At 69.7% G+C, this 18,302-nt stretch carries 18 protein-coding genes; 13 read left to right on the forward strand and 5 right to left on the reverse strand.

The features are described from left to right. Positions 1-16: 16 nt before the first annotated feature. The gene (locus RALTA_RS16645) at positions 17-1,003 is read left to right on the forward strand and encodes a LysR family transcriptional regulator (RefSeq protein WP_041232424.1); all 987 of its coding nucleotides are present in this window, start codon (positions 17-19) and stop codon (positions 1,001-1,003) included. A gap of 39 nt (positions 1,004-1,042) precedes the next feature. Here RALTA_RS16645 and RALTA_RS16650 read toward each other — a convergent pair whose 3' ends face one another. Further along, positions 1,043-1,603, reverse strand: a complete 561-nt coding sequence (locus tag RALTA_RS16650) for a YggT family protein (RefSeq protein WP_012355035.1) — start codon at positions 1,601-1,603, stop codon at positions 1,043-1,045. A gap of 211 nt (positions 1,604-1,814) precedes the next feature. On the opposite strand from RALTA_RS16650, the gene RALTA_RS16655 reads away from it, so the two are divergent. Both RALTA_RS16655 and RALTA_RS16660 read left to right on the forward strand, forming a co-directional pair. Then, positions 1,815-2,273: a MarR family winged helix-turn-helix transcriptional regulator gene (locus tag RALTA_RS16655; protein WP_012355036.1), complete on the forward strand. Its 459-nt coding sequence runs from the start codon at positions 1,815-1,817 to the stop codon at positions 2,271-2,273. 130 nt (positions 2,274-2,403) lie between these two features. Next, a complete protein-coding gene (locus RALTA_RS16660) occupies positions 2,404-3,111 on the forward strand; it encodes a glycine zipper 2TM domain-containing protein (protein ID WP_012355037.1) in 708 nt (235 codons plus the stop codon). A gap of 124 nt (positions 3,112-3,235) precedes the next feature. Here RALTA_RS16660 and RALTA_RS16665 read toward each other — a convergent pair whose 3' ends face one another. Further along, entirely contained in the window at positions 3,236-3,946 is a 711-nt protein-coding gene (locus tag RALTA_RS16665) for a dienelactone hydrolase family protein (protein WP_012355038.1), read from the reverse strand. A 129-nt stretch (positions 3,947-4,075) separates the two neighbouring features. After that, entirely contained in the window at positions 4,076-4,792 is a 717-nt protein-coding gene (locus RALTA_RS16670; RefSeq protein WP_232347838.1) for a phospholipase D family nuclease, read from the reverse strand. 221 nt (positions 4,793-5,013) lie between these two features. Here RALTA_RS16670 and RALTA_RS16675 point away from each other — a divergent pair, with 221 nt between their 5' ends. Further along, on the forward strand, positions 5,014-5,220 hold the full coding sequence (locus RALTA_RS16675; RefSeq protein WP_018004776.1) for a dodecin: 207 nt from the start codon (positions 5,014-5,016) through the stop codon (positions 5,218-5,220). 158 nt (positions 5,221-5,378) lie between these two features. Here RALTA_RS16675 and RALTA_RS16680 read toward each other — a convergent pair whose 3' ends face one another. Continuing rightward, a complete protein-coding gene (locus tag RALTA_RS16680) occupies positions 5,379-7,046 on the reverse strand; it encodes a ShlB/FhaC/HecB family hemolysin secretion/activation protein (RefSeq protein ID WP_012355041.1) in 1,668 nt (555 codons plus the stop codon). Between the two features lie 190 nt (positions 7,047-7,236). Further along, positions 7,237-8,856, reverse strand: coding sequence for a collagen-like triple helix repeat-containing protein (locus RALTA_RS16685; RefSeq protein ID WP_012355042.1), 1,620 nt, complete (start codon positions 8,854-8,856; stop codon positions 7,237-7,239). Between the two features lie 688 nt (positions 8,857-9,544). On the opposite strand from RALTA_RS16685, the gene RALTA_RS16690 reads away from it, so the two are divergent. The 9 genes from RALTA_RS16690 to RALTA_RS16725 all read left to right on the forward strand — a co-directional run bounded on the left by RALTA_RS16690 (position 9,545) and on the right by RALTA_RS16725 (position 18,293). Continuing rightward, a complete protein-coding gene (locus RALTA_RS16690) occupies positions 9,545-10,741 on the forward strand; it encodes a collagen-like triple helix repeat-containing protein (protein ID WP_041232425.1) in 1,197 nt (398 codons plus the stop codon). A gap of 360 nt (positions 10,742-11,101) precedes the next feature. Then, a complete protein-coding gene (locus tag RALTA_RS29110) occupies positions 11,102-11,278 on the forward strand; it encodes a Flp family type IVb pilin (RefSeq protein ID WP_012355044.1) in 177 nt (58 codons plus the stop codon). Positions 11,279-11,300: 22 nt separating this feature from the next. Continuing rightward, positions 11,301-11,774 (forward strand): prepilin peptidase, encoded by a 474-nt coding sequence (locus tag RALTA_RS16695; protein WP_012355045.1) that lies wholly within the window; start codon positions 11,301-11,303, stop codon positions 11,772-11,774. A 72-nt stretch (positions 11,775-11,846) separates the two neighbouring features. After that, the gene (locus RALTA_RS16700) at positions 11,847-12,323 is read left to right on the forward strand and encodes a TadE/TadG family type IV pilus assembly protein (protein WP_012355046.1); all 477 of its coding nucleotides are present in this window, start codon (positions 11,847-11,849) and stop codon (positions 12,321-12,323) included. 43 nt (positions 12,324-12,366) lie between these two features. After that, the gene (cpaB, locus tag RALTA_RS16705) at positions 12,367-13,317 is read left to right on the forward strand and encodes a Flp pilus assembly protein CpaB (protein ID WP_012355047.1); all 951 of its coding nucleotides are present in this window, start codon (positions 12,367-12,369) and stop codon (positions 13,315-13,317) included. 19 nt (positions 13,318-13,336) lie between these two features. Beyond that, positions 13,337-14,749 carry a type II and III secretion system protein family protein gene (locus RALTA_RS16710; RefSeq protein ID WP_041232426.1) on the forward strand — a complete coding sequence of 471 codons (1,413 nt, stop codon included), beginning with the start codon at positions 13,337-13,339 and terminating at the stop codon, positions 14,747-14,749. A 47-nt stretch (positions 14,750-14,796) separates the two neighbouring features. Beyond that, positions 14,797-16,056 (forward strand): AAA family ATPase, encoded by a 1,260-nt coding sequence (locus RALTA_RS16715; protein ID WP_012355049.1) that lies wholly within the window; start codon positions 14,797-14,799, stop codon positions 16,054-16,056. Position 16,057: 1 nt separating this feature from the next. After that, positions 16,058-17,374: a CpaF family protein gene (locus RALTA_RS16720; RefSeq protein WP_012355050.1), complete on the forward strand. Its 1,317-nt coding sequence runs from the start codon at positions 16,058-16,060 to the stop codon at positions 17,372-17,374. After that, a complete protein-coding gene (locus tag RALTA_RS16725; protein ID WP_012355051.1) occupies positions 17,367-18,293 on the forward strand; it encodes a type II secretion system F family protein in 927 nt (308 codons plus the stop codon). The genes RALTA_RS16720 and RALTA_RS16725 overlap by 8 nt, the downstream gene beginning before the upstream one ends. Positions 18,294-18,302: the final 9 nt, after the last annotated feature.

Raw genomic sequence — 18,302 nt, forward strand, 5'->3', positions numbered from 1 at the left:
AGGGAAACATTGTCCGGTGAACGAAACAATCCAATGGAATGACTGGGAGGCGTTCTGCTGCGTGGTCGAGCAGGGCACGTTCACGGCCGCGGCGGAGCAGCTCGACTGCCCCAAGTCGCGCGTGTCGGCCGCCGTGGCGCGGCTGGAAACGGCCATCGGCGCCAAGCTGCTGGAGCGCACCACGCGCCGCATGCGCCTTACCGATGCGGGCAAGGCGGTCTATCGCGATGTCGCGCCGCTGTTTGCGCGGCTGCGCGAGATTCGCCAGGAAACGCTGGCGCGCGAGGAACGCGTGCAGGGCGTGCTGCGCATCGCGACTCCCTATGAATTCGGCGCGCAGCAGCTGGGCGGCGTGATCTGCCGCACGCTGGCGGCACACCCCGCGCTGGATGTGGCGGTGGAAATCACGCAGGGCCTGGTCGACCCCATCCGCGACGGCTATGACGTGGCCTTTGTCATCGTCGACGCCGACCTGCCAGACTCCGGCACCGTGGCCCGCCGCATCTACCACGTCGAACGCGGCCTGTTCGCCGCGCCCGCGCTCGCGGCCAGCCTGCCGGCGCAACTGCGCCCGGAAGACCTGGCCAATATGCCGACGCTGACCACGCCCGGCGACACTGTCTGGGAATTCACCCGCGACGGCCAGACCGTATCGGTGCCGATCCGCCCGCGCATGCAGACCCACAACGCCGAACTGCGCCTGCAGGGCGCGCTGGCCGGACTGGGCATCGCGAGGCTGTCGGTGATTTATTGCGAGGCCGAGGTCGCGCAGGGCCGGCTGGTGCGCGTGCTGCCCGACTATCCGCTGCCACCGCTGCGCGTGTTCGCGCTGCTGCCGGACCGGCGCCTGCAGCCGCGCAAGGTGCGCGCCTTCATGGAAGCGATCGAATCGATGATGGTGTCGGAGCTGCCGCCCGAGGGGGAGGCGGAGACGGCGCGGGACGCCGGGCTGGATGCCGCCGCGGACGGGCTGGCGCCGGGAGAAGCCCGCACGGCGGGTTGAGGTCGCCGGCGGGCGCAGGGTCCCGCGCCGGTTCCGGCTTCAATGCAGGCCGATGATGCCCGCGCCCAGCCGGGCAATGACCATCAGCAGGATCTGCGCAATCACGAACAGCACCAGCGGCGAGATATCGAAGCCGCCCAGGCGTGGCACCACGCGCTGGATCGGGCGCAGCACCGGCGCGGTCAGGTGGTCGATGGCCGGGGTGATGGGCGAGTGCGGGTTGACCCACGACAGGATCGCCATCAGCAGCGTGACCCACATGACCAGGCTGATGGCCCACTTCAGCACGTAGAGCACGGCGGTCAGCAGCATGGCGGGCACGAAGCCCAGCAGGTCGATGCCGCTGGTCAGTGCGACCAGTGCCAGGAATACCACCGCGGTCAGCCATGCGGCCAGGATCGTGGCCCAGTCGATGCCGCCTACGCCGGGGATGATCCGGCGCAGCGGCCGCACCAGCCAGTCGGTAATCTGGAACACGCCCTGCGACACCGGGTTGCGCGTTGGCAGCCGCGTCAGCTGCATCCAGACGCGCAGCAGCAGCGCCATGCCGAACAGGGTGAAGACGGTATCCAGCAGGAAGAGGGCGATTTCCGAGAACATCGGTGCGTTTTCCGGTGACGGGTGAAGGTGTCTGCAACCGCACAGATTCTGCCATAGCCGGGGGCGCGCTCGGCGCAAACCGGCATGCGCCGTCCCAAGCCGCACGGCCGTGGCTGGCGGTGTGCCGGGCGGCCCCTATAATTGCGAGCGCCCCGCACGGGGCGCGCGCGGATTGCCGCGCCTTCTCTCCCTTTCGCGTTTTTTGCCGCCCATGCCCAGCAAGTCCGCCGCGTCGCCGCAACCCGCCCCGCTCAGCAAGGCCGACTTCGAGGCACTGTCCGACTTCCGCTACCAGTTGCGCCGCTTCCTGCGGTTCTCCGAAGACGCGGCCCGCGAGGAGGGGCTGACGGTGCAGCAATACCTGCTGCTGCTGCATATCCGCGGCTGTGCCGACAAGGACTGGGCCTCGATCGGCGAACTGGCCGAGCGCCTGCAAGCCAAGCAGCATGGCGTGGTGGCACTGGTCAATCGCAGCGAGGCCGCCGGGCTGGTCAAGCGGCGGCTCAATCCCGAAGACCGCCGCGTGGTGCAGGTGCACCTGACCGCCAAGGGCGAGCGCTACCTGAACCGGCTGGCCATGCTCCACCGGACCGAGCTGGAATCGCTGCGCGGCGCATTCCGCGTGGCCCGCATCACGCAGTTCAACGACGATGGCGCGGAGCGCGGCTAAGCACCGCCGCGGCGGCTCCGCCTGCCGTTACAGGCGGTTACCAATCACAAGCTCCGGTGACACCCGCCGGCCGCCCGCGGCCCTAGACTCGCGCGCATTCCCAATACGCGCAGCGCGCAGGAGTCCTGACATGTCCATCCCCCTTCGTTCGGTTGTGCTTGCGGTGCTTGGCGCCGGTGCGCTGGCCGGGTGCGCCACGCCGTATGGCTACGACAACGGCTATGGTGCAGGGTATGGCGGGGGCTATGGCGGCAGCTATGGCAACAACGGCTACGGCAACAACGGCTACGGCAGCATGGGCTATGGCAGCGGCACCACCATCAGTGGCTACCCGGCGCAGCAGGGCTATCCGCAGGCCTCCGGTTATCCGCAACAGGGTTATCCGCAGTCAGGCTATCCGCAGCAGGACTACCCGCAGTCTTCGTATCCGCAGCAGCCGTATCCGCAGCCGTCGTATCAGGACGGCAGCTACGGCAACGGCTACGGCAACCAGTCTTACGGCGTGCGCTACGGCTGGGTCGAGGGTATCGAGGTGGTACCGGGCCAGCCGCCCTCGACCAGCGGCGCGGGCGCCGTGGTTGGCGGCATCGTCGGCGGGCTGCTGGGCCACCAGGTGGGCGGCGGCCGCGGCAATACCGTGGCGACGATCGGCGGTGCCGTGGCGGGCGCGGTGGCCGGCAACGAGGTCGAGAAGCGCACCGGCACCAGTGCCCCGGCCTACCGGGTGCGCGTGCGCACCAGCGACAACGCCTACCTGACGCTGACGCAGTCTGATGCCTACCAGATGCGCGTCGGTGCCCGCGTCAAGGTCGAGAACGGCGTTGCCGTGCCGTACTGAGAAGTCCGTACCGGACCGCTGCGCACATCCTCGCGCAGCTGGTGTTAAAAATCAGGCCGCTGCGCACGCAGGCAGCCACAGCACATAGGCGGCGGAGTTCCTGCCGGCAGCCCTTTCGTGTGGACTACAGCGATGCCGACAGGAACACCAGCGCGCGCCCGTGCGCCAGCGCGGCGCTGGGCTGGTGGTAGGAGCCGCGCGCCCAGCAGTTGAAGCCGTGGTCGGCCTGCGGGTAGACATGGATCTCGCTGCCGGGTTTGCCGGCCATGGCGTCGCGCACGGCCTGCACGGCGTCGGGCGGGATATGCGCGTCGAGCGCGCCGTAGTGGAACTGCACCGGCACGCGGATGTTCGCGGCTTCCTGCAGCTGGTTCTGGATGCCGCCGCCGTAGAAGGGCACGGCGGCATCGACCAGTCCGCGCGCCGCGCTCAGGTACGACAGCAGCCCGCCGAAGCAGTAGCCCACCGCGGCCACCTTGCCGGCACCGGTATGCTGGCGCAGCACCCGCACCGTGGCCCCGATATCGTCGAGCGCGGCCGCCACGTCCACGCCCTTGCGCAAGGCCATGGCGCGGGCCATGTCGTCGCCCTCGTAGCCCAGCTGCACGCGCGGTGCCTGGCGCCAGAACACGTCCGGCGCCAGCACCGCATAGCCGTCGGCAGCGTACTGGTCGGCCACCGCGCGGATATGCTCGTTCACGCCAAAGATCTCCTGCAGCAGCACGATGCCTGGCGCGCCGGGCTGCACGCCCGCCGGCGGCAGGCTCAAATAGGCATCGAAGCTGCCCGCGTCGGTGTCGACGCGGATCCACTGGCTGTCGGGAATGGCTGTCATGGGAAGGGGTTCTCCGGTAAAGACTGGCAAGCGAAACGGGCGGCGGCCGCGGTGCCATGCGGCCATGTCAGCCCGCCAGTGTGCCACCGCCCGCCGCTTCGTGCAGACGGGGGGCGCGTCGAACTGGCTTCAGTAGGGGCGCGACTGCCGGTAGCGCTTGTGCCAGTTGTCGGTATAGGCCTTGACCACCGCCGCGTCGCCGCGGATCAGCATGCCGTTCTCGGCGTTGCGCTCCTGCGCCGACTTGGTGAAGTTGAACGATCCGGTGAAGACCGCCTGGTCGTCGAACACCATCACCTTGTTATGGGCGATCGCGGGCTTGTTGTCGATCACCACCGGCACGCCGGCGTGCCTGAGGAAGGTGGCGCTGGTATAGCGCTCGCTCTGCTGGCTCTTGTCCAGGATCACGCGCACGTCGACGCCGCGCCGGTGCGCCTGTGCCACGGCCTCGGCAATCGGCGCGCTGGTGAACGAATAGGCCTGGATCAGCAGGCGCTGCCGCGTGCTGCGGATGGCATTGATCAGCAGCGCCTGGCAGCTCGCGCCATCCGGCACGAAGCACAGGGTGTAGCCGCTGCCATCGGCAAAGGGCTTGCTGGGCAGTGGCCTGGCATCGGGCGGCTGGGCCGGTTGCGCGGGCTTGCCGGCGCGCGACGGGAAGTGGTTGGCGATGGCTTCGTTGAAGGTCTCGCTGATGCTGTCGGCGATGGTCTCGGACACCTGGTCGAAGGTCGATGCCGAACGGGCATGCGCCAGCAGCGCGAAGGGGCTGAACGAAGTGAAGGCCGACACAGCGGCGGCCAGGCCCAGGCCCAGCACGGCCCGGCGAATGAAGCGATAAGTCACGGCGGATCTTGGCGTCGGTGAAGGACAGCGTGCGCGCGCCGCGCGCCGCACCTGTCCGGGGGCGGGAACGCAGCGTAGCAGCCGCATACGCCACTGGCAAAGCGGGATTGTGTAACAGGATCTGTGGCATGCACGGCGTTCCGGCGGCGGCCTTGGGGCTATCCGCGGCCGGCGCCTATGATGGAGGCAACCCCTGCGGCGGCGGCCGCCAAGGAGAGGCCATGACCAACCACACCTACAAGCTGGTCGAGATCGTCGGCTCTTCGCCCGACGGCTGCGACCAGGCCATCCAGAGCGCCATCGCCAAGGCCGGCGAGACCATCAAGAACATCGACTGGTTCGAAGTGGTGGAAACGCGCGGCCATATCCAGAATGGCAAGATCGCGCACTACCAGGTCACGTTGAAGGTCGGTTTCCGCGTGACCTGAGTCCTCGCCGCGCCGCGCTGCGCCGCCGGCCAGGTTCTTGGAGTGTTTCGATATCGAGGCACCGGGGAAGCGTTCGGCATGCCCGAAGCCTGGTAAAAAAAATCCGGCCGGCGCTGAACTGCCGCCGGCCGGGCAGGGAACCTTCAGGAAACCAGGGCTCAGTCGAACTGGTAGGAGTAGGTCATATTGATGCGCGGCGAACGGCGGCTGGCGTTGGTCGGCTTGTCGCCGACGGGCTGCGCCACGGACAGGTCCAGCGTGTAGAAGCGCCGGTCCGAGAAGCGCGCGCCCAGGGCGACCGAGGACAGGCTGCGGTGCGACAGCGACACGCTGTTCGAATACACGCGCGCCACGTCGGCGGACACATAGGGCTGGATCGTGCGCATATAGGTCAGGTCCGGCAGGAACAGCCGGCTGATTTCCGCCGACGCGCCCCATCCCTTGTCGCCCGCGACGTCGCCGGCGGGGTAGCCCAGGCCGAAGAAGCGTCCGCCAAAGCTGATCTGCTCGCCCGAAGCCAGCCGGTCGCCGCTGTACTGGCCGGCGGCGGCCACGGTCAGGCCAAAGCCCGCGGGCAGGTCCTTCGATTGCGACAGCAGCAGCCGCGTGCGCAAGAAGCTCAGGTCGTTGCTGTTGTTCTCGCGGCTCGCGCCGAGCGCGTCGAAGCTCTTGTACAGGCCCAGCGTGGCGTTGCGGCTGACGCCTTCGCCGCGTTGCACGTAAGTCAGTTCCGCGGTGGCCACGCGCACATTGGTGCCGAGCGTGACGCGGGTGCCGGTGGCGGTATGGGTATAGCGCTCGAACTGGTCGGCGCCGTAGACGCCGCCGGTCAGCGTGAGCGTATGCGCGTTGGACAGCAGCAGCGGATAGCTCAGGGTGCCGCCGATGCGCTTGGTGTCGTTGACATAGCGCGGGTTGAAGCCGATCGGCGCCAGCGTCGCGTTCTGCGGCACGCCGCGGTAGTGCGAGGCATTGAGCCGCGCGACCATGCCTTCGGTGCCGATCGGCTGCGCATAGCTGGCGGCGTAGTACTCCTCGCTGTCCCGGCCCTTGGGGAACAGCGCCGACACCGAGATCTGCTCGCCCAGCGGCGTCAGGCTGTTGGTGGTGGCCGTGGCGATGGCGCGCAGGCCCGGCGACATGTATTCGATGCCGGTGCCGAAGGTGAAGGGCTTGCGCTTGACGTCGAGCACCATTTCGCAGGCGCCGTCAGTCGTGGTCGGCGGCTGCACCGTGGCCGCCACCTGCAGCCCGGGCTGCAGCGCCAGCGCGTTGACGTAGTGCTCGAAGCGGTCCTGGCGCAGCGGGCGGTCCTGCTGCAGCTTCTCGGCGATGGCGCGCAGGCGGCGCTCGGCCGGGCCCGCCTTGCCGGTCACGGTTACCTTGGCGACGTAGCCTTCCACCACCGTGACAAGCACATCGCCGTTGGCAAAGTCCTGCGCCGGCACGAAGGCGAACGACAGCGGGTAGCCGCGCGCCTTGTACATCTGCGTCACCGCATTGGCGGCTTCCAGCAGCTGCGCCACCGTGATCTCGCGGTTGGCGAGCGGCTGGAACTGCGCCGCCACTTCCTCGAACGGCAGCGTCTTCGCGCCCTCGATGCGAAAGCGCCGCGGCGTCAGGCGCGCGTTGAGCAGGTCCTGCATGGCGGGCTGCGGCCGCTCGACCTGCACGGTCACGCGGCTGTCGGGCCGGGCCGGTGCAATCTTGGGAAGCGTCTGGGTTGGATCGCCCTGGACCGGGCTGCGCGGATCGGCCTGGACCAGGCCGTGATGGAACGCGCCGACGCCGACCAGCAGCGCGGCAACGCGAAGACGTGCACGCATGGCAAAACCCCTGTAAGAAACACTGCGGCTATTGACGTCGCGTGCCACCGGCGTGGGGATTGCCGCTACCCCCGGGCGCCTGCTGGCCGATACTGCCGGTCCAGCGCGTGGCCGCTACGTTGAATCAGGTGAGCACCGCTGCCCGCGACCGCGTGATCACGCGATCGCCGGGGCAGCGGCCAAGGCAGGATTACTTCTGGCCGAGCGCGCCGGTCAGGCCGCCGAGCAAGCCGCCGACCAGGCCACCGACGGGGCCGGTGGTCGCGCCCTTGGTGCTGGTGCTGCCCGCGGTGGTCGCGCCGCCGGTCACGGCGGAGACGACATTGGTGACGGGGGCCAGTGGGCTGGTGGAGCCGGTGCCGGCGGTCGCGCCGCCAACGCTGCCGACCGCACCGCCGACGACCCCCCCGACCACCCCATTCACCACGCCGCTCACCGCGCCGGTGACCGGGGCCAGCGGCGTGCTGGCCGTGGCGGAGGTCAGGCCGCCGGTGACGGTGCTGACGAGGCTGGTGACCGGCGCCAGCGGCGAACCGCCGGCTCCGCCCGTGGCGCTGCCAAGGCCGCCTGCCGCGCCACTGACCAGCGACGTGACCGGAGCCAGCGGCGTGCTGGCGGTGGCGGCAGTCAGCCCTCCGGTGACGCTGCCGACCAGGCCGGTGACAGGCGCCAGCGGCGAACCCGTGCCGCCGGCGCCTGCACCCCCTGACAGCCCCCCGGCCAGCGTGGTAACCGGTGCCAGTACCGAACCGAGCGCGCCCAGCCCGCCGCCGCTGGCGGGGCCGTTCACCGCGCCACCGAGCGAGGCCACCGTGGTGCCGGTGGCGTTCACCACGCCGCCGACGCCCGCGACGCCTGGCGTATTGGTCTGTTGCAGCCTGGTGCCAGCCGTGGCCAGGGCGCCGCCCACGGTTGCGAGCAGGCTGCTGGTCGGGGCGCCCAGGCCGGTGGCCGCGCCCAATGTCTGCGTGGTGCTGGTCAGCTGCGAGGTGATCGGGACGATCAGCTTGCTGGAGGTGATGGTCACCTGCTCGACCGCACCGCTCGACAACACCGAAGTCAGCGTCCCGCCCGTGTTGCTCACGGTATTGCCCAGCGTGCCGACCACCGCGCCCAGCGGCGAAGTCAGCGGCGCCAGCGGGGCCAGCTGGCCAGTGCCCAGGCCGCTCACCGCCGTGCCGGCGCTGGTCACCGCCTTGCCCAGTTCGGTCACCACGTTGCCGGTGCTGGCAACGGTGGTGCCTACCGGGTTGGTCGAATTGGGCATGCTGCCCAGGCCGGATTGCAGGCCCGTGGCCAGCGCGCCGACGGCATCGCCGGTCGACGCCACCACGCCGCCCAGCCCGCTTTGGGTCTGGCCCGGCACCAGCGGCAGGTTGGCGTTGCCAAGCTGGTTGCCGAGATCGCTGACGGTGCTGCCCGTATTGCCCAGCACAGTGCCGGCGTTGTTGATCACGGTCGCGGTCGGGGTCAGCGCGGTGGGCGTCTCGCCACCGCCGGTATTGCCGCCGTTGCTGCCACCATTGCCGCCACCGGTGCCGCCGCTGCCCCCACCGGTGCCGCCTGTGCCCCCGGTACCGCCACCGGCCAGGTCGGTGCCGCCACCAGTCCCGCCGGTGCCGCCACCCGTGCCGCCGGTGCCACCGTTGTTGCCGCCATTCGTGGCGCCATTCGTGCCGCCATTGGTACCGCCATTCGTGCCAGCGGTATCGCTGGTGCCCATCGACGTCGATCCGCTGCCGCTGGCGCAGCCGCCCAGGGCCAGCAGGGTTGCAAGGAGTGCCGTTACAGCGAGTTGTTGTTTGCGCATGATCTGTTCCTTCATTCCCGTCGTTTCAATCGCTCGGCCGCGCAACGCGTTTGTCTGCTGCGTGCGGCGGTGACGGTGATGGCGCAATCGGTATGCCAGCCCTTTGGCGCGCTGGCGCACAGACCCCGCCGAAGTCGGGTATGGCACCCGCCAGGCCTTGCGGCATGCGGTTTGCGCGGTGTTCGTGGCAAGCGCCGCGAGACCGGGCGGCATGTGGGCGGGCAGCACGTGGCGCGTTACGCGTTACGTAACGTGTGTCGTGCGCGGGGAACAAAACAGCGCCGGCGAGGGCGCGCGCAACCTGCTTTCGCGCGCCCTCTGCGCTGCCGTTGGGTGTTCCCGCTCGTCCGGAACACGTTACGTAGCACGTAACACGTCCAGCCCCTGCCACGAGGCTGTGTACGCAGGCTTCGCTGCTACCCCGTTCCACCCTGCAAGCCGCGCCGCACAAGGCATGCAAGCGGCCCTCGGGTCTGTGCGCCGGTCCACCTTGCCGCGCTGGCACGCGCCTTGCCATTTGCTCTCCCGACGCGCCGACGATCTCGCGTGCCACCGTGCTGCCATGGCTGATGGGGATGGACGGCAGGTGGCACAAAGCGGGACACCGGGGGAGCACGTCGGCATTCCATGCGGTTCACAAGAACAGTCGGCCCGGCAGCGCCGTGGCCAACCAGACAGGAGAAGGACAATGAAGACCAAGCATCCCGCACCGCTTTCCATGACCTCGCTGGCCGCGGCCGGCATGGCCGCCCTTGCCTTGCTGATGTCGGGCTGCTCGTCGAGCGGCGGCGGCAGCGGCGCCAATCCGCAGCCCAGCGGCGGCGGCGCCGATACGCCGGTCACGCCGCCGCCGCCGGCCGCCGCGCAGACCACGCCGACCGGCAAGGTCACCGAAAGCGCGGGCAACACCGTGGTGTCGGCCGGCAATGCGGTCAGCGAGATCGGCAAATCGATCCAGGACGCGCCGCTGCCGCTGCTGCCCTCGGACGCACGCAAGGGCGCGGGCGGCGTGGTAGTCAACGCCGGCGAAGCGGTCGGCGCACTCGGCGCCGGCGTGCGCGACGGGCTCGGTCAGATGGGCTCGGTCGACAACCCGGTCGGCGTGACCGTGTCCAGCACCGGCAACGTCGTGCGCGAAGTGGGCGATGCCGTGGTCAGCGGCGGCGAGCTGGTGAAGGGCCTGGGCACCGAGAAGCTGGCGCCGCTGGCACCGCTGACCACGCCGGTGGGCGGCCTCGTCGCCAAGGTTGGTACGGCGGTGCAGGGCGGCGGCGACAAGCTGCAGACGGTGCTGTCCGACGGCGCGGTCGCGCAGGTCACCAACTCGCTCAGCAAGGTCATCGTGCCGCTGACCAGCAAGGTCACCGACGGCACGCAGACGCTGGGCGCGACCACGCGCCTGGGCGCTCCCGTCGACGGTCTGCTCTACAAGGTCGGCAATACGGTGGCCACGGGCGGCAGCATGCTCAGCAATACGCAGGCCCCGGTGGTCTCACCGCTTGGCGGCGTGGTGACCGAGGCCGGCAAGACCGTTGCCGCGGTCGGCGTGCTGGTCAACGGCAACGGCCAGGCCGGCGGCAACCCGCTGGGCGGCTTGTTGAACAACCTGCCGCTGGCCGGCGCCGGCAACGGCCAGGGCGGCGATGGCGGCCACGGCGGCAATGCGCTCGGCGGGCTGCTTGGCAGCCTGCCGCTGGTCAAGCCCGGCAGCGGCGATGGCGGTGCCGGTGGCGGCGGTGCGTTGGGCCCGGTCGGTGCGCTGCTGGCGCCGGTCACGGGTCTGGTCGGCGGCATCAAGAGCGGTGTCGGCGGCAGCGCTGGCGGCGGCTCGGGCGGTGGCGACAGCAAGCCGCAACTGCCGATCCTGGGCGGACTGCTCCACTGAAATGTATCAACCCGCATAGGTGTTTTCACGGTGCGCTGTCGCTCATCACCCCGTCGCAGCGCATCTTTTTATTCCGCCTGGCCACGCGGCTGAAATGCCGGCATGGCCAGGCTGCGGGCCGGTTTGCGCCGGCCCGCCTGTTCTTTAACAAGCTGCGAGCCGGCGCGTTTCAAACGCGTGCTTTAACCCCTTCGGGTCATTACTATCACCCGAGGGAGGGGTATGGTTGAGACATTTCATGTCTTATAAAAAAAGCGCAGCAAGCGTGAAAAGTCGATAAAAGAGCGGGCCACAGAGCACCGTGATAATCGAACGGGGGAAGCGTGATCGCGGCATCAGATCACTCGGGAGTGTCAAATCATGAAACGACTCATTGCACGCTTTATTAAGGATGAGCGCGGGGCGACGGCTATTGAATATGGGTTGATCGTCGGACTCATTGCCCTTGGGCTTACTGTCGGCGCCGGCAAGCTTGGTGACGAACTCAACCTGAGTTACGAACGACTATCGGTCAAAATTTCGGGCTGGTTTAAGTAACTGGTCGAAAGAGAAGACCGCCGTGATTGCCGCGCTCCTCTGCGCGGCGACTCTCTACACAGACTTCGCTTACCGGCGGGTTCCTAACCTCCTGCTGGCGATCGCCGTACTGGCCCTCGGGCTGGCACTGATCGCCGGACAGGCTACGGAACCGCCGCTGGCCGCGCGCCTGACCGGCGCGGGGCTGGGTCTTGCCGTCACCTTGCCGGTCTACGCCCTCGGGCGCATGGCCGCGGGCGATGTCAAGTTCCTGACGGTGGCGGGGTTGTTCACCGGTCCGCAAGGGCTGGTGGTGGCATGGGTCGTCGGCAGCCTGCTCGGGCTGGTGCACGCGCTGCTGGCGCTGGCACTGGCGCGCCGCACGCCGGCCGCCGATCACGCTTTGCATTCACAGGCCCCATCCCTTTTAACGGCGCAGTTTTCGCTGGCGCGCGGCATCCCGTATGCGGCGTACCTGGCCGTGGGGGTGCTGGCCTGGATGGCTGCGGGCCGATAGCCGCAATGGCTTGAGGCCGGCAGGCCGCGCCGCCGGTCGGCGCGGCGGAACACCAAGAGACCGGGGTTTCAGATGTTGCTGCACGCAAGGGTCAACAGGAGGATCAGCCGGCGCCGCCAGGACGCCGGCAGCGCCGCGATCGAATTTGCGATCGTGGCGCCGGTGCTGATCACCATCGTGATCGGCATTGTCTATTACGGCGTGATGCTGGCGCTGCAGCAGGTGCTGACGCTGGCCGCCGAGGAAGGCGCGCGCGCCGCGCTGCGCTATCCCGCAGGGGTCGCCGGCACCAGCCTTGCGGCCACGCAGCAGGCACGTGTCAATGCCGCCGCCGCAATGGCGCGCGGCACCTTGCCCGCATCCATCCGTGACCTGATTCCCGCCGCTGGCGTCGCCGCGGCCGTGCCATGCGCGGCTGGCTCGGCCGACGTCTGCGTACAGGTCACGCTGACCCTGACCACCACCAACATCATGCCCGCGGTGCCGATGGTGCCGCTGCCGGTCGCGCTGTCGGGCTCGGCCATGGTCCAGCTCTCTCCCGACATCTGATGCGCATGACGAATCGCCCCATGCCCGAACCAAGGATTTCCGCATGACCAGCAAGCAGATCCGATTACTGGCCATCGTGCTGCTGGGCCTTGCCGTGTTGCTCGCGCTGCTGGCGTGGCAGGTGGGACGCCAGCCGGCCCAGCCCGCAGCTTCCGCCGGCGCCAGGCCGATGCATGCGGTGGTGGTCACCACGCGCCCGGCCGAGGCCGGCAAGCCGCTCGATGCCGAGGCGCTCAAGGTGGAGATGCTGCCGATCGATCCCGCCGGCGCCTACCGCGACGTGGCGCGCGTGACCGGACAGGTGCCGCTGGTGGCGCTGGGCGCCAACGTGCCGGTGTTGGAAAGCCAGCTGCTGTCCGGCCTGGCCGCGCAAGTGCCGGAAGGCGAGCGCGCCGTGGCGGTGTCGGTCGATGAAGTCATCGGCGTCGGCAACCAGGTGCAGCCGGGCGACTATGTCGATGTGTTCCTGGTGCTGCGGCGCGACCAGCAGGAAATTCCGGACAGCCAGGCGCGCATGCTGCTGTCGCGCCTGCGCGTGCTGGCCTACGGCGTGGCCTCGGTCAACCGCCCGCAGGCGGTCAAGCCGGAACAGATGATGGCACGGCAGGAGGGGGCCAAGACCGCGGTGCTGTCTGTGCCGCTGGAACAGGTCAGCCGGCTGGCGATGGCGCAGCACTCCGGGCGGCTGATGCTGGCGCTGCGCAATCCGCAGGACGAAGCCATGCCGAGCGACGGCATGTTTGCCGAGCCGCCGCCGGCGCTGGCCGCGCGCGCCGGTGTTCCTGCCGACGCGCCGCGCGCCGCCCCCGACAAGGCCACTGCCGGCGTGCTGTTGTCCGGGCTGGCCGCCGGCAACGGCGCGCCGGCTGCGCGCGCACCGGCGGCAGCGCCGGCGCCGCGGCCGCTGCAGGTTGCCGCGCCGCCGGCACCGGCACAAGTCAGGGAACGCGCCGGCGTGGAAGTGATCCGCGCCGGCAAGCGCGACATCGAATAAGAACGTGGGCGCCCATCGCATGCCAATCCAGAAGACCTCCGCCCATGCCGTGACGCTGCGCCGCCGGCTGCTGCAGCTCACGCTTGCCGCCATGATCGCCACCACCGCATGGTGCGCGCTGGCGCCGCGCGCGCAGGCGCAGGACGCCGCCACGGCGCGGCAATTGCGCCTGATGGCCGGCGCGCAGAAGGAACTGCGCAGCGCGCAGCCGGTGGAGCGCGTCGCCGTGGGCAACCCCGCAGTCGCCGATGCGCTGATCCTGCGCACCCGCGGCGCGCCCAGCGTGCTGCTGGTGGCCAAACAGCCCGGCGTGACCGACGTGATGGTGTGGACGCGCGGCGGCGCCGAGCCGCAGAACTACAGCGTGCAGGTCGATGCCATCGCGCCCGATGCCAACGGCGCGCAGCTGGGCTATTCGGCGGCCGGCGTCACCATTACCGGCCAGTCGCCCGACGCTTATGGCGCCGCGCGCGCGCAAGCCGCGGCGCGTGCGGCCACGGCCGGCAAGACCGACGGCAAGCCAGGCCTGGTGGTGGACCGCTCCACCGTGCCGCTGAGCGGCACCGTGCAGGTCGACGTCAAGGTGGTGGAGATCAGCAAGACCGTGCTCAAGGAAGTCGGCATCAACTTCTTCCGCAACAACTCGGGCTTTGCCTTCGGCACATTCTCGCCGTCGACGCTGAACAAGTTCACCTTCACGCCAGGCAGCGGCGGCGCGCCCGGCAGCTTCAGCGCCGATATCGCGTCGCCGATGAGCAATGCCTTCAACCTGGTGGCGGCGTCGCTCACGCACGGCATCTTCGCCAACATCAGTTTGCTGGAGGCCAACGGCCTGGCGCGCGTGCTGGCCGAGCCCAGCCTGGTGGCGCTGTCGGGGCAGAGCGCCAGCTTTCTCGCCGGCGGCGAGATCCCGATCCCGGTGCCGCAGGCGCTGGGCACCACCACAATCCAGTTCAAGCCGTTCGGCATCGGGCTGACGGTGTCGCCCACGGTGCTGTCGGCCGATCGCATTGCGCTGAAGGTGGCGCCCGAGGCCAGCGACCTGGACCCGTCGCGCGGCATCTCGATCAACGGCGCGGTGGTGCCTGCCATCGTCACGCGGCGCGCCGACACCACGGTGGAGCTGGGCGATGGCGAAAGCTTCGTGATCGGCGGGCTGGTCAGCCGCAACACCGTCAGCAACGTCAACAAGGTGCCGGTGCTGGGCGACCTGCCGGTGATCGGCGCGTTCTTCAAGAACCTGAACTTCCACCAGGAAGACCGCGAACTGATGATCGTGGTCACGCCGCGCCTGGTGAAGCCGATGGCGAAGAATTCGCCGGCGGCGCAGGCCGTCGGCGCCGACGGCCGGACCAGCGCCAGCCCCAATGTGTGGGGCTGGTACATGTTGGGTGAATACGCGGACCCGACCTTGCCGGGTTTCTCGAAATAGCCGCCGGCCATGCCGGCTGGCATGGCCAACAGCTTTGAGGCGGAGAGATGGACTATTTTCTGTTGCACGCAACGCAGGGCGAAGTCCGGGACTGGCTGGGCCGGGTCATCGGCGCGCACGGCACGCTGGTGGCCGATGGCGGCGCCCAGGAAGGCTTTATCGAGCGCGTCTCCGAACTGCGCCCGGGCCTGGTGTTCCTGCATTTCTCGGCGGAGCTCGCGGGACCGTCGGCGCGCCTGGCCGAGCAGCTGCAGCGGCTTTTCCCCGGCCTGCCGCTGGTGGCCGTGGGGCAGGCCGCCGAGCCTGGCGTGATGCTGGCCGCCCTGCGCGCGGGCGTAAAGGACTTTATCGACCTGCGCGATGCGCCGTCCGAGGCCGAGGCCGTGGTCAAGCGCCTGGCCGTGCCGGGCGAACAGGTGCGCCCTGCCGAGGCGGCGCGCCAGGGCAAGATCGTGGCGCTGCTGGGCGCGCGCGCGGGGGTGGGCGTGACCAGCCTGGCGGTCAACCTGGCCGCGGCGGCGCGCCGACACCTGCCGCGCCATGCCAAGACCGATGCCCGCGCCGAAGTGCTGCTGACCGACCTGGGACTGCCGGCGCGCGACGGCGCGCTCTACCTGAACCTGAGCCCCGGCTTTCATTTTGTCGAGGCGGTGCGCAACCTGCGCCGCTTCGACCAGGTCTTCGTGCAGACCGCGCTGACGCGCCATGCCAACGGCGTGTGCGTGCTGCCGCTGCCTGCGGCGCTGAGCGAGCTGCGCGACATCTCGTATGCCGATGCGATCGGCCTGCTCGAGCGCCTGCGCGCGTTCTTCGACCTGCAGATCGTCGACCTGGGCGGCTTCGGCAACGCTGAATTTACCGCGCAGATCGTCAAGGCGGCCGATAGCGTGGTGCTGGTGGCGGACCAGAGCGTGGGCGCGATCGTCTCCGCGGCGGAGCTGGTGCACGAACTGCGCGCGCGCGAAGTGGAGCGCGACGACCTGCACCTGCTGGTGTCGCGCTTCGATGCGCGCCTGGGCGTGGATGCCGCGCAGATCGCGCGGCGCGTCGGCGTAGAGTCGGTGGCGACGCTGCCGGACAGCCGCGAGGCGCTGGTGCTGGCGATGAACCGCGGCGCGGTGCTGGCCGACGACGATCCGCACTGCCCCTATGTGCGCGCGCTGGCCGAGTTGCTGGAACGGCTGGGCTACCGCACCGCCGCGGCCAGGGACACCACGCTGCTGGCGCGGATCAAGGACAAACTGCCCGGGGCGCTGCGCGCAGCGCTGGTAGCGCGCGGCGCGCGCACGGCACGCACTGGAAGCTGACATGACCCAAGCGATCGAATTCTCCGACAACGCCCCCGCGCCGTTCCCGGTGTCGCAGGAGTTCCACAACATCAAGGAAGCCGCGCACGAGCACCTGCTGACGCGCATCGAAGAGCTGGGCGCCGAGTTCGGCCGCTGGTCGCGCACCGCGATCCAGCGCTTTGTCGACCTGGAGCTGGAGAGCTTTACGCGGCTGCGGCGCATCCCCATCAACGAGGCCGAGCTGCGCCAGATCGCCGAGGCGCTGACCAAGGAGCTGGCCGGCTTCGGCCCGATCGAGGACTTGCTCAACGATCCCGCGGTCGAAGACATCCTGGTCAACGGTCACCTGGACGTGTATGTGTCGCGCCATGGCGTGCTCGAGCGCATCCCGGTGCGCTTTGCCGACAGCGGCCACCTGCTGCGCATCGTGCGCCGCATCCTGGCGCCGATCGGCCGGCGCCTGGACGAGTCCAACCCCATGGTCGACGCGCGCCTGCCCGACGGCGGCCGCATCAACGTGGTGATCCCGCCGCTGGCGCTGGAAGGCCCGGTGGTGTCGATCCGCAAGTTCCGCAAGGACCCGATGACGCCCGCCGACCTGCAGGCGCTGGGCACCATGAGCCCCGAAATCTGTGACCTGCTGCAGGCCGCGGTGCAGGCGCGCTGCAATATCCTGGTGAGCGGCGGCACCAGCTCCGGCAAGACCTCGCTGCTCAATGCGCTGGCCACCTTCGTGCCGCCGACGGAGCGCGTCATCACCATCGAAGATACCGCCGAGCTGGCGCTCAACCACCCGCACGTGGTGCGGCTGGAAAGCCGGCCCGGCGGCTTCGAGGGCACCGGCGTGGTGTCGATCCGCGACCTGCTGCGCAACAGCCTGCGCATGCGTCCGGACCGCATCATCGTCGGCGAAGTGCGCGGCGGCGAGGTGCTGGAGATGCTGCAGGCCATGAGCACCGGCCACGACGGCTCGATGGGCACCATCCACGCCAGCAGCCCGCGCGAATGCCTGTACCGGCTGGAGATGCTGGCCGGCTTCGCCGGCTTCCAGGGCAGCGAGATGAGCCTGCGGCGCCAGATCGCCAATGCCATCGACTTCATCGTGCAGATCGCGCGGCTGTCCAACGGCAAGCGTCGCATCGTGTCGATCACCGAGGTCACCGGCCTGGGCGACAACATCATCTCGACCCAGGAGCTCTACCGGCACGAGCCGTTCGTGAACCCCGACGGCACCGAGACCGACCGCTGGCTGTCGCTGGGCCTGCTGCCGCACTCGCCCAAGCTGGCGCGCATGCGCGGGCCGGGCTTTATGCTGGACGACCGCTTCGATGTCTAGCGCCACGCTGCTGCTCGCCGCGCTTGCCCTGGTCATCACCGGCCTGGGGCTGCTGCTGCTCGCCGGCGCGCAGTCGCGCGCGCGCCGCGAACAGCAGCAGGCTTTCCTGCAGGCGCAGACCGAGCAGGTGCGGATGCGCTACACGCAGGCGCCCGACCCGTCGCTGCAGCTGCCGGCGCGCGACCTGCGCCGGCGCTTGGACGATTTCCTGCGCCGCGCCGACCTGGCGCCCACGCGACGCACCGCGTTGCTGTGGCTGTCTCCGCTGGTGTTGTGCACGCTGGCCGGCGCGGTCGCGGGGCAATGGCTGGGCGCGGTGTCGGCGCTCGTCGTCGCGCTCGCGGTGACGGCGTGCGCGGCCTGGCACCGCGTGCGCCGGCTGCACAAGAAGCTGCTGTCGCAGCTGCCCGGCTTCCTCGATGGCGTGGTGCGGCTGATGACCATCGGCAGCAGCGTGCCGGCGGCGTTCCAGAATTCCATCGCCAATACCGAGGCGCCGCTGCGCCAGTGCCTGGTACAGGCGGTGCACCTGCAGCGCGCCGGCAAGGAGCTGGACCAGGCGGTGCTGCAGGTGGGGCGCGCCTACAAGGTCGAGGAACTGGTGCTGGTGGCTTCGGTGCTACGCCTGTCGGTGCGCTACGGCGGGCGCGCCGACGTGGTGATGGAGCGCACGGCGACCTTCATGCGCGACCGCGAGCAGGCGCAGCGCGAGCTGATGGCGCTGTCGGCCGAGACCCGGCTGTCGGCGTGGGTGCTGGGCCTGCTGCCGCTGGTGGTGGCAGGCGGCCTGTTCACGCTGAACGCCGGCTACATCCTGATGATGTGGAAGGACCCCACCGGCAAGACCATGCTGCTGTCGGCCGCGGCGCTGGAGGTCGCCGGCGCGCTGATGCTGTACCGGCTGGCCAAGTCGATCTGAAGATGACAT

Source organism: Cupriavidus taiwanensis LMG 19424, assembly GCF_000069785.1.
GTDB classification, from domain to species: domain Bacteria; phylum Pseudomonadota; class Gammaproteobacteria; order Burkholderiales; family Burkholderiaceae; genus Cupriavidus; species Cupriavidus taiwanensis.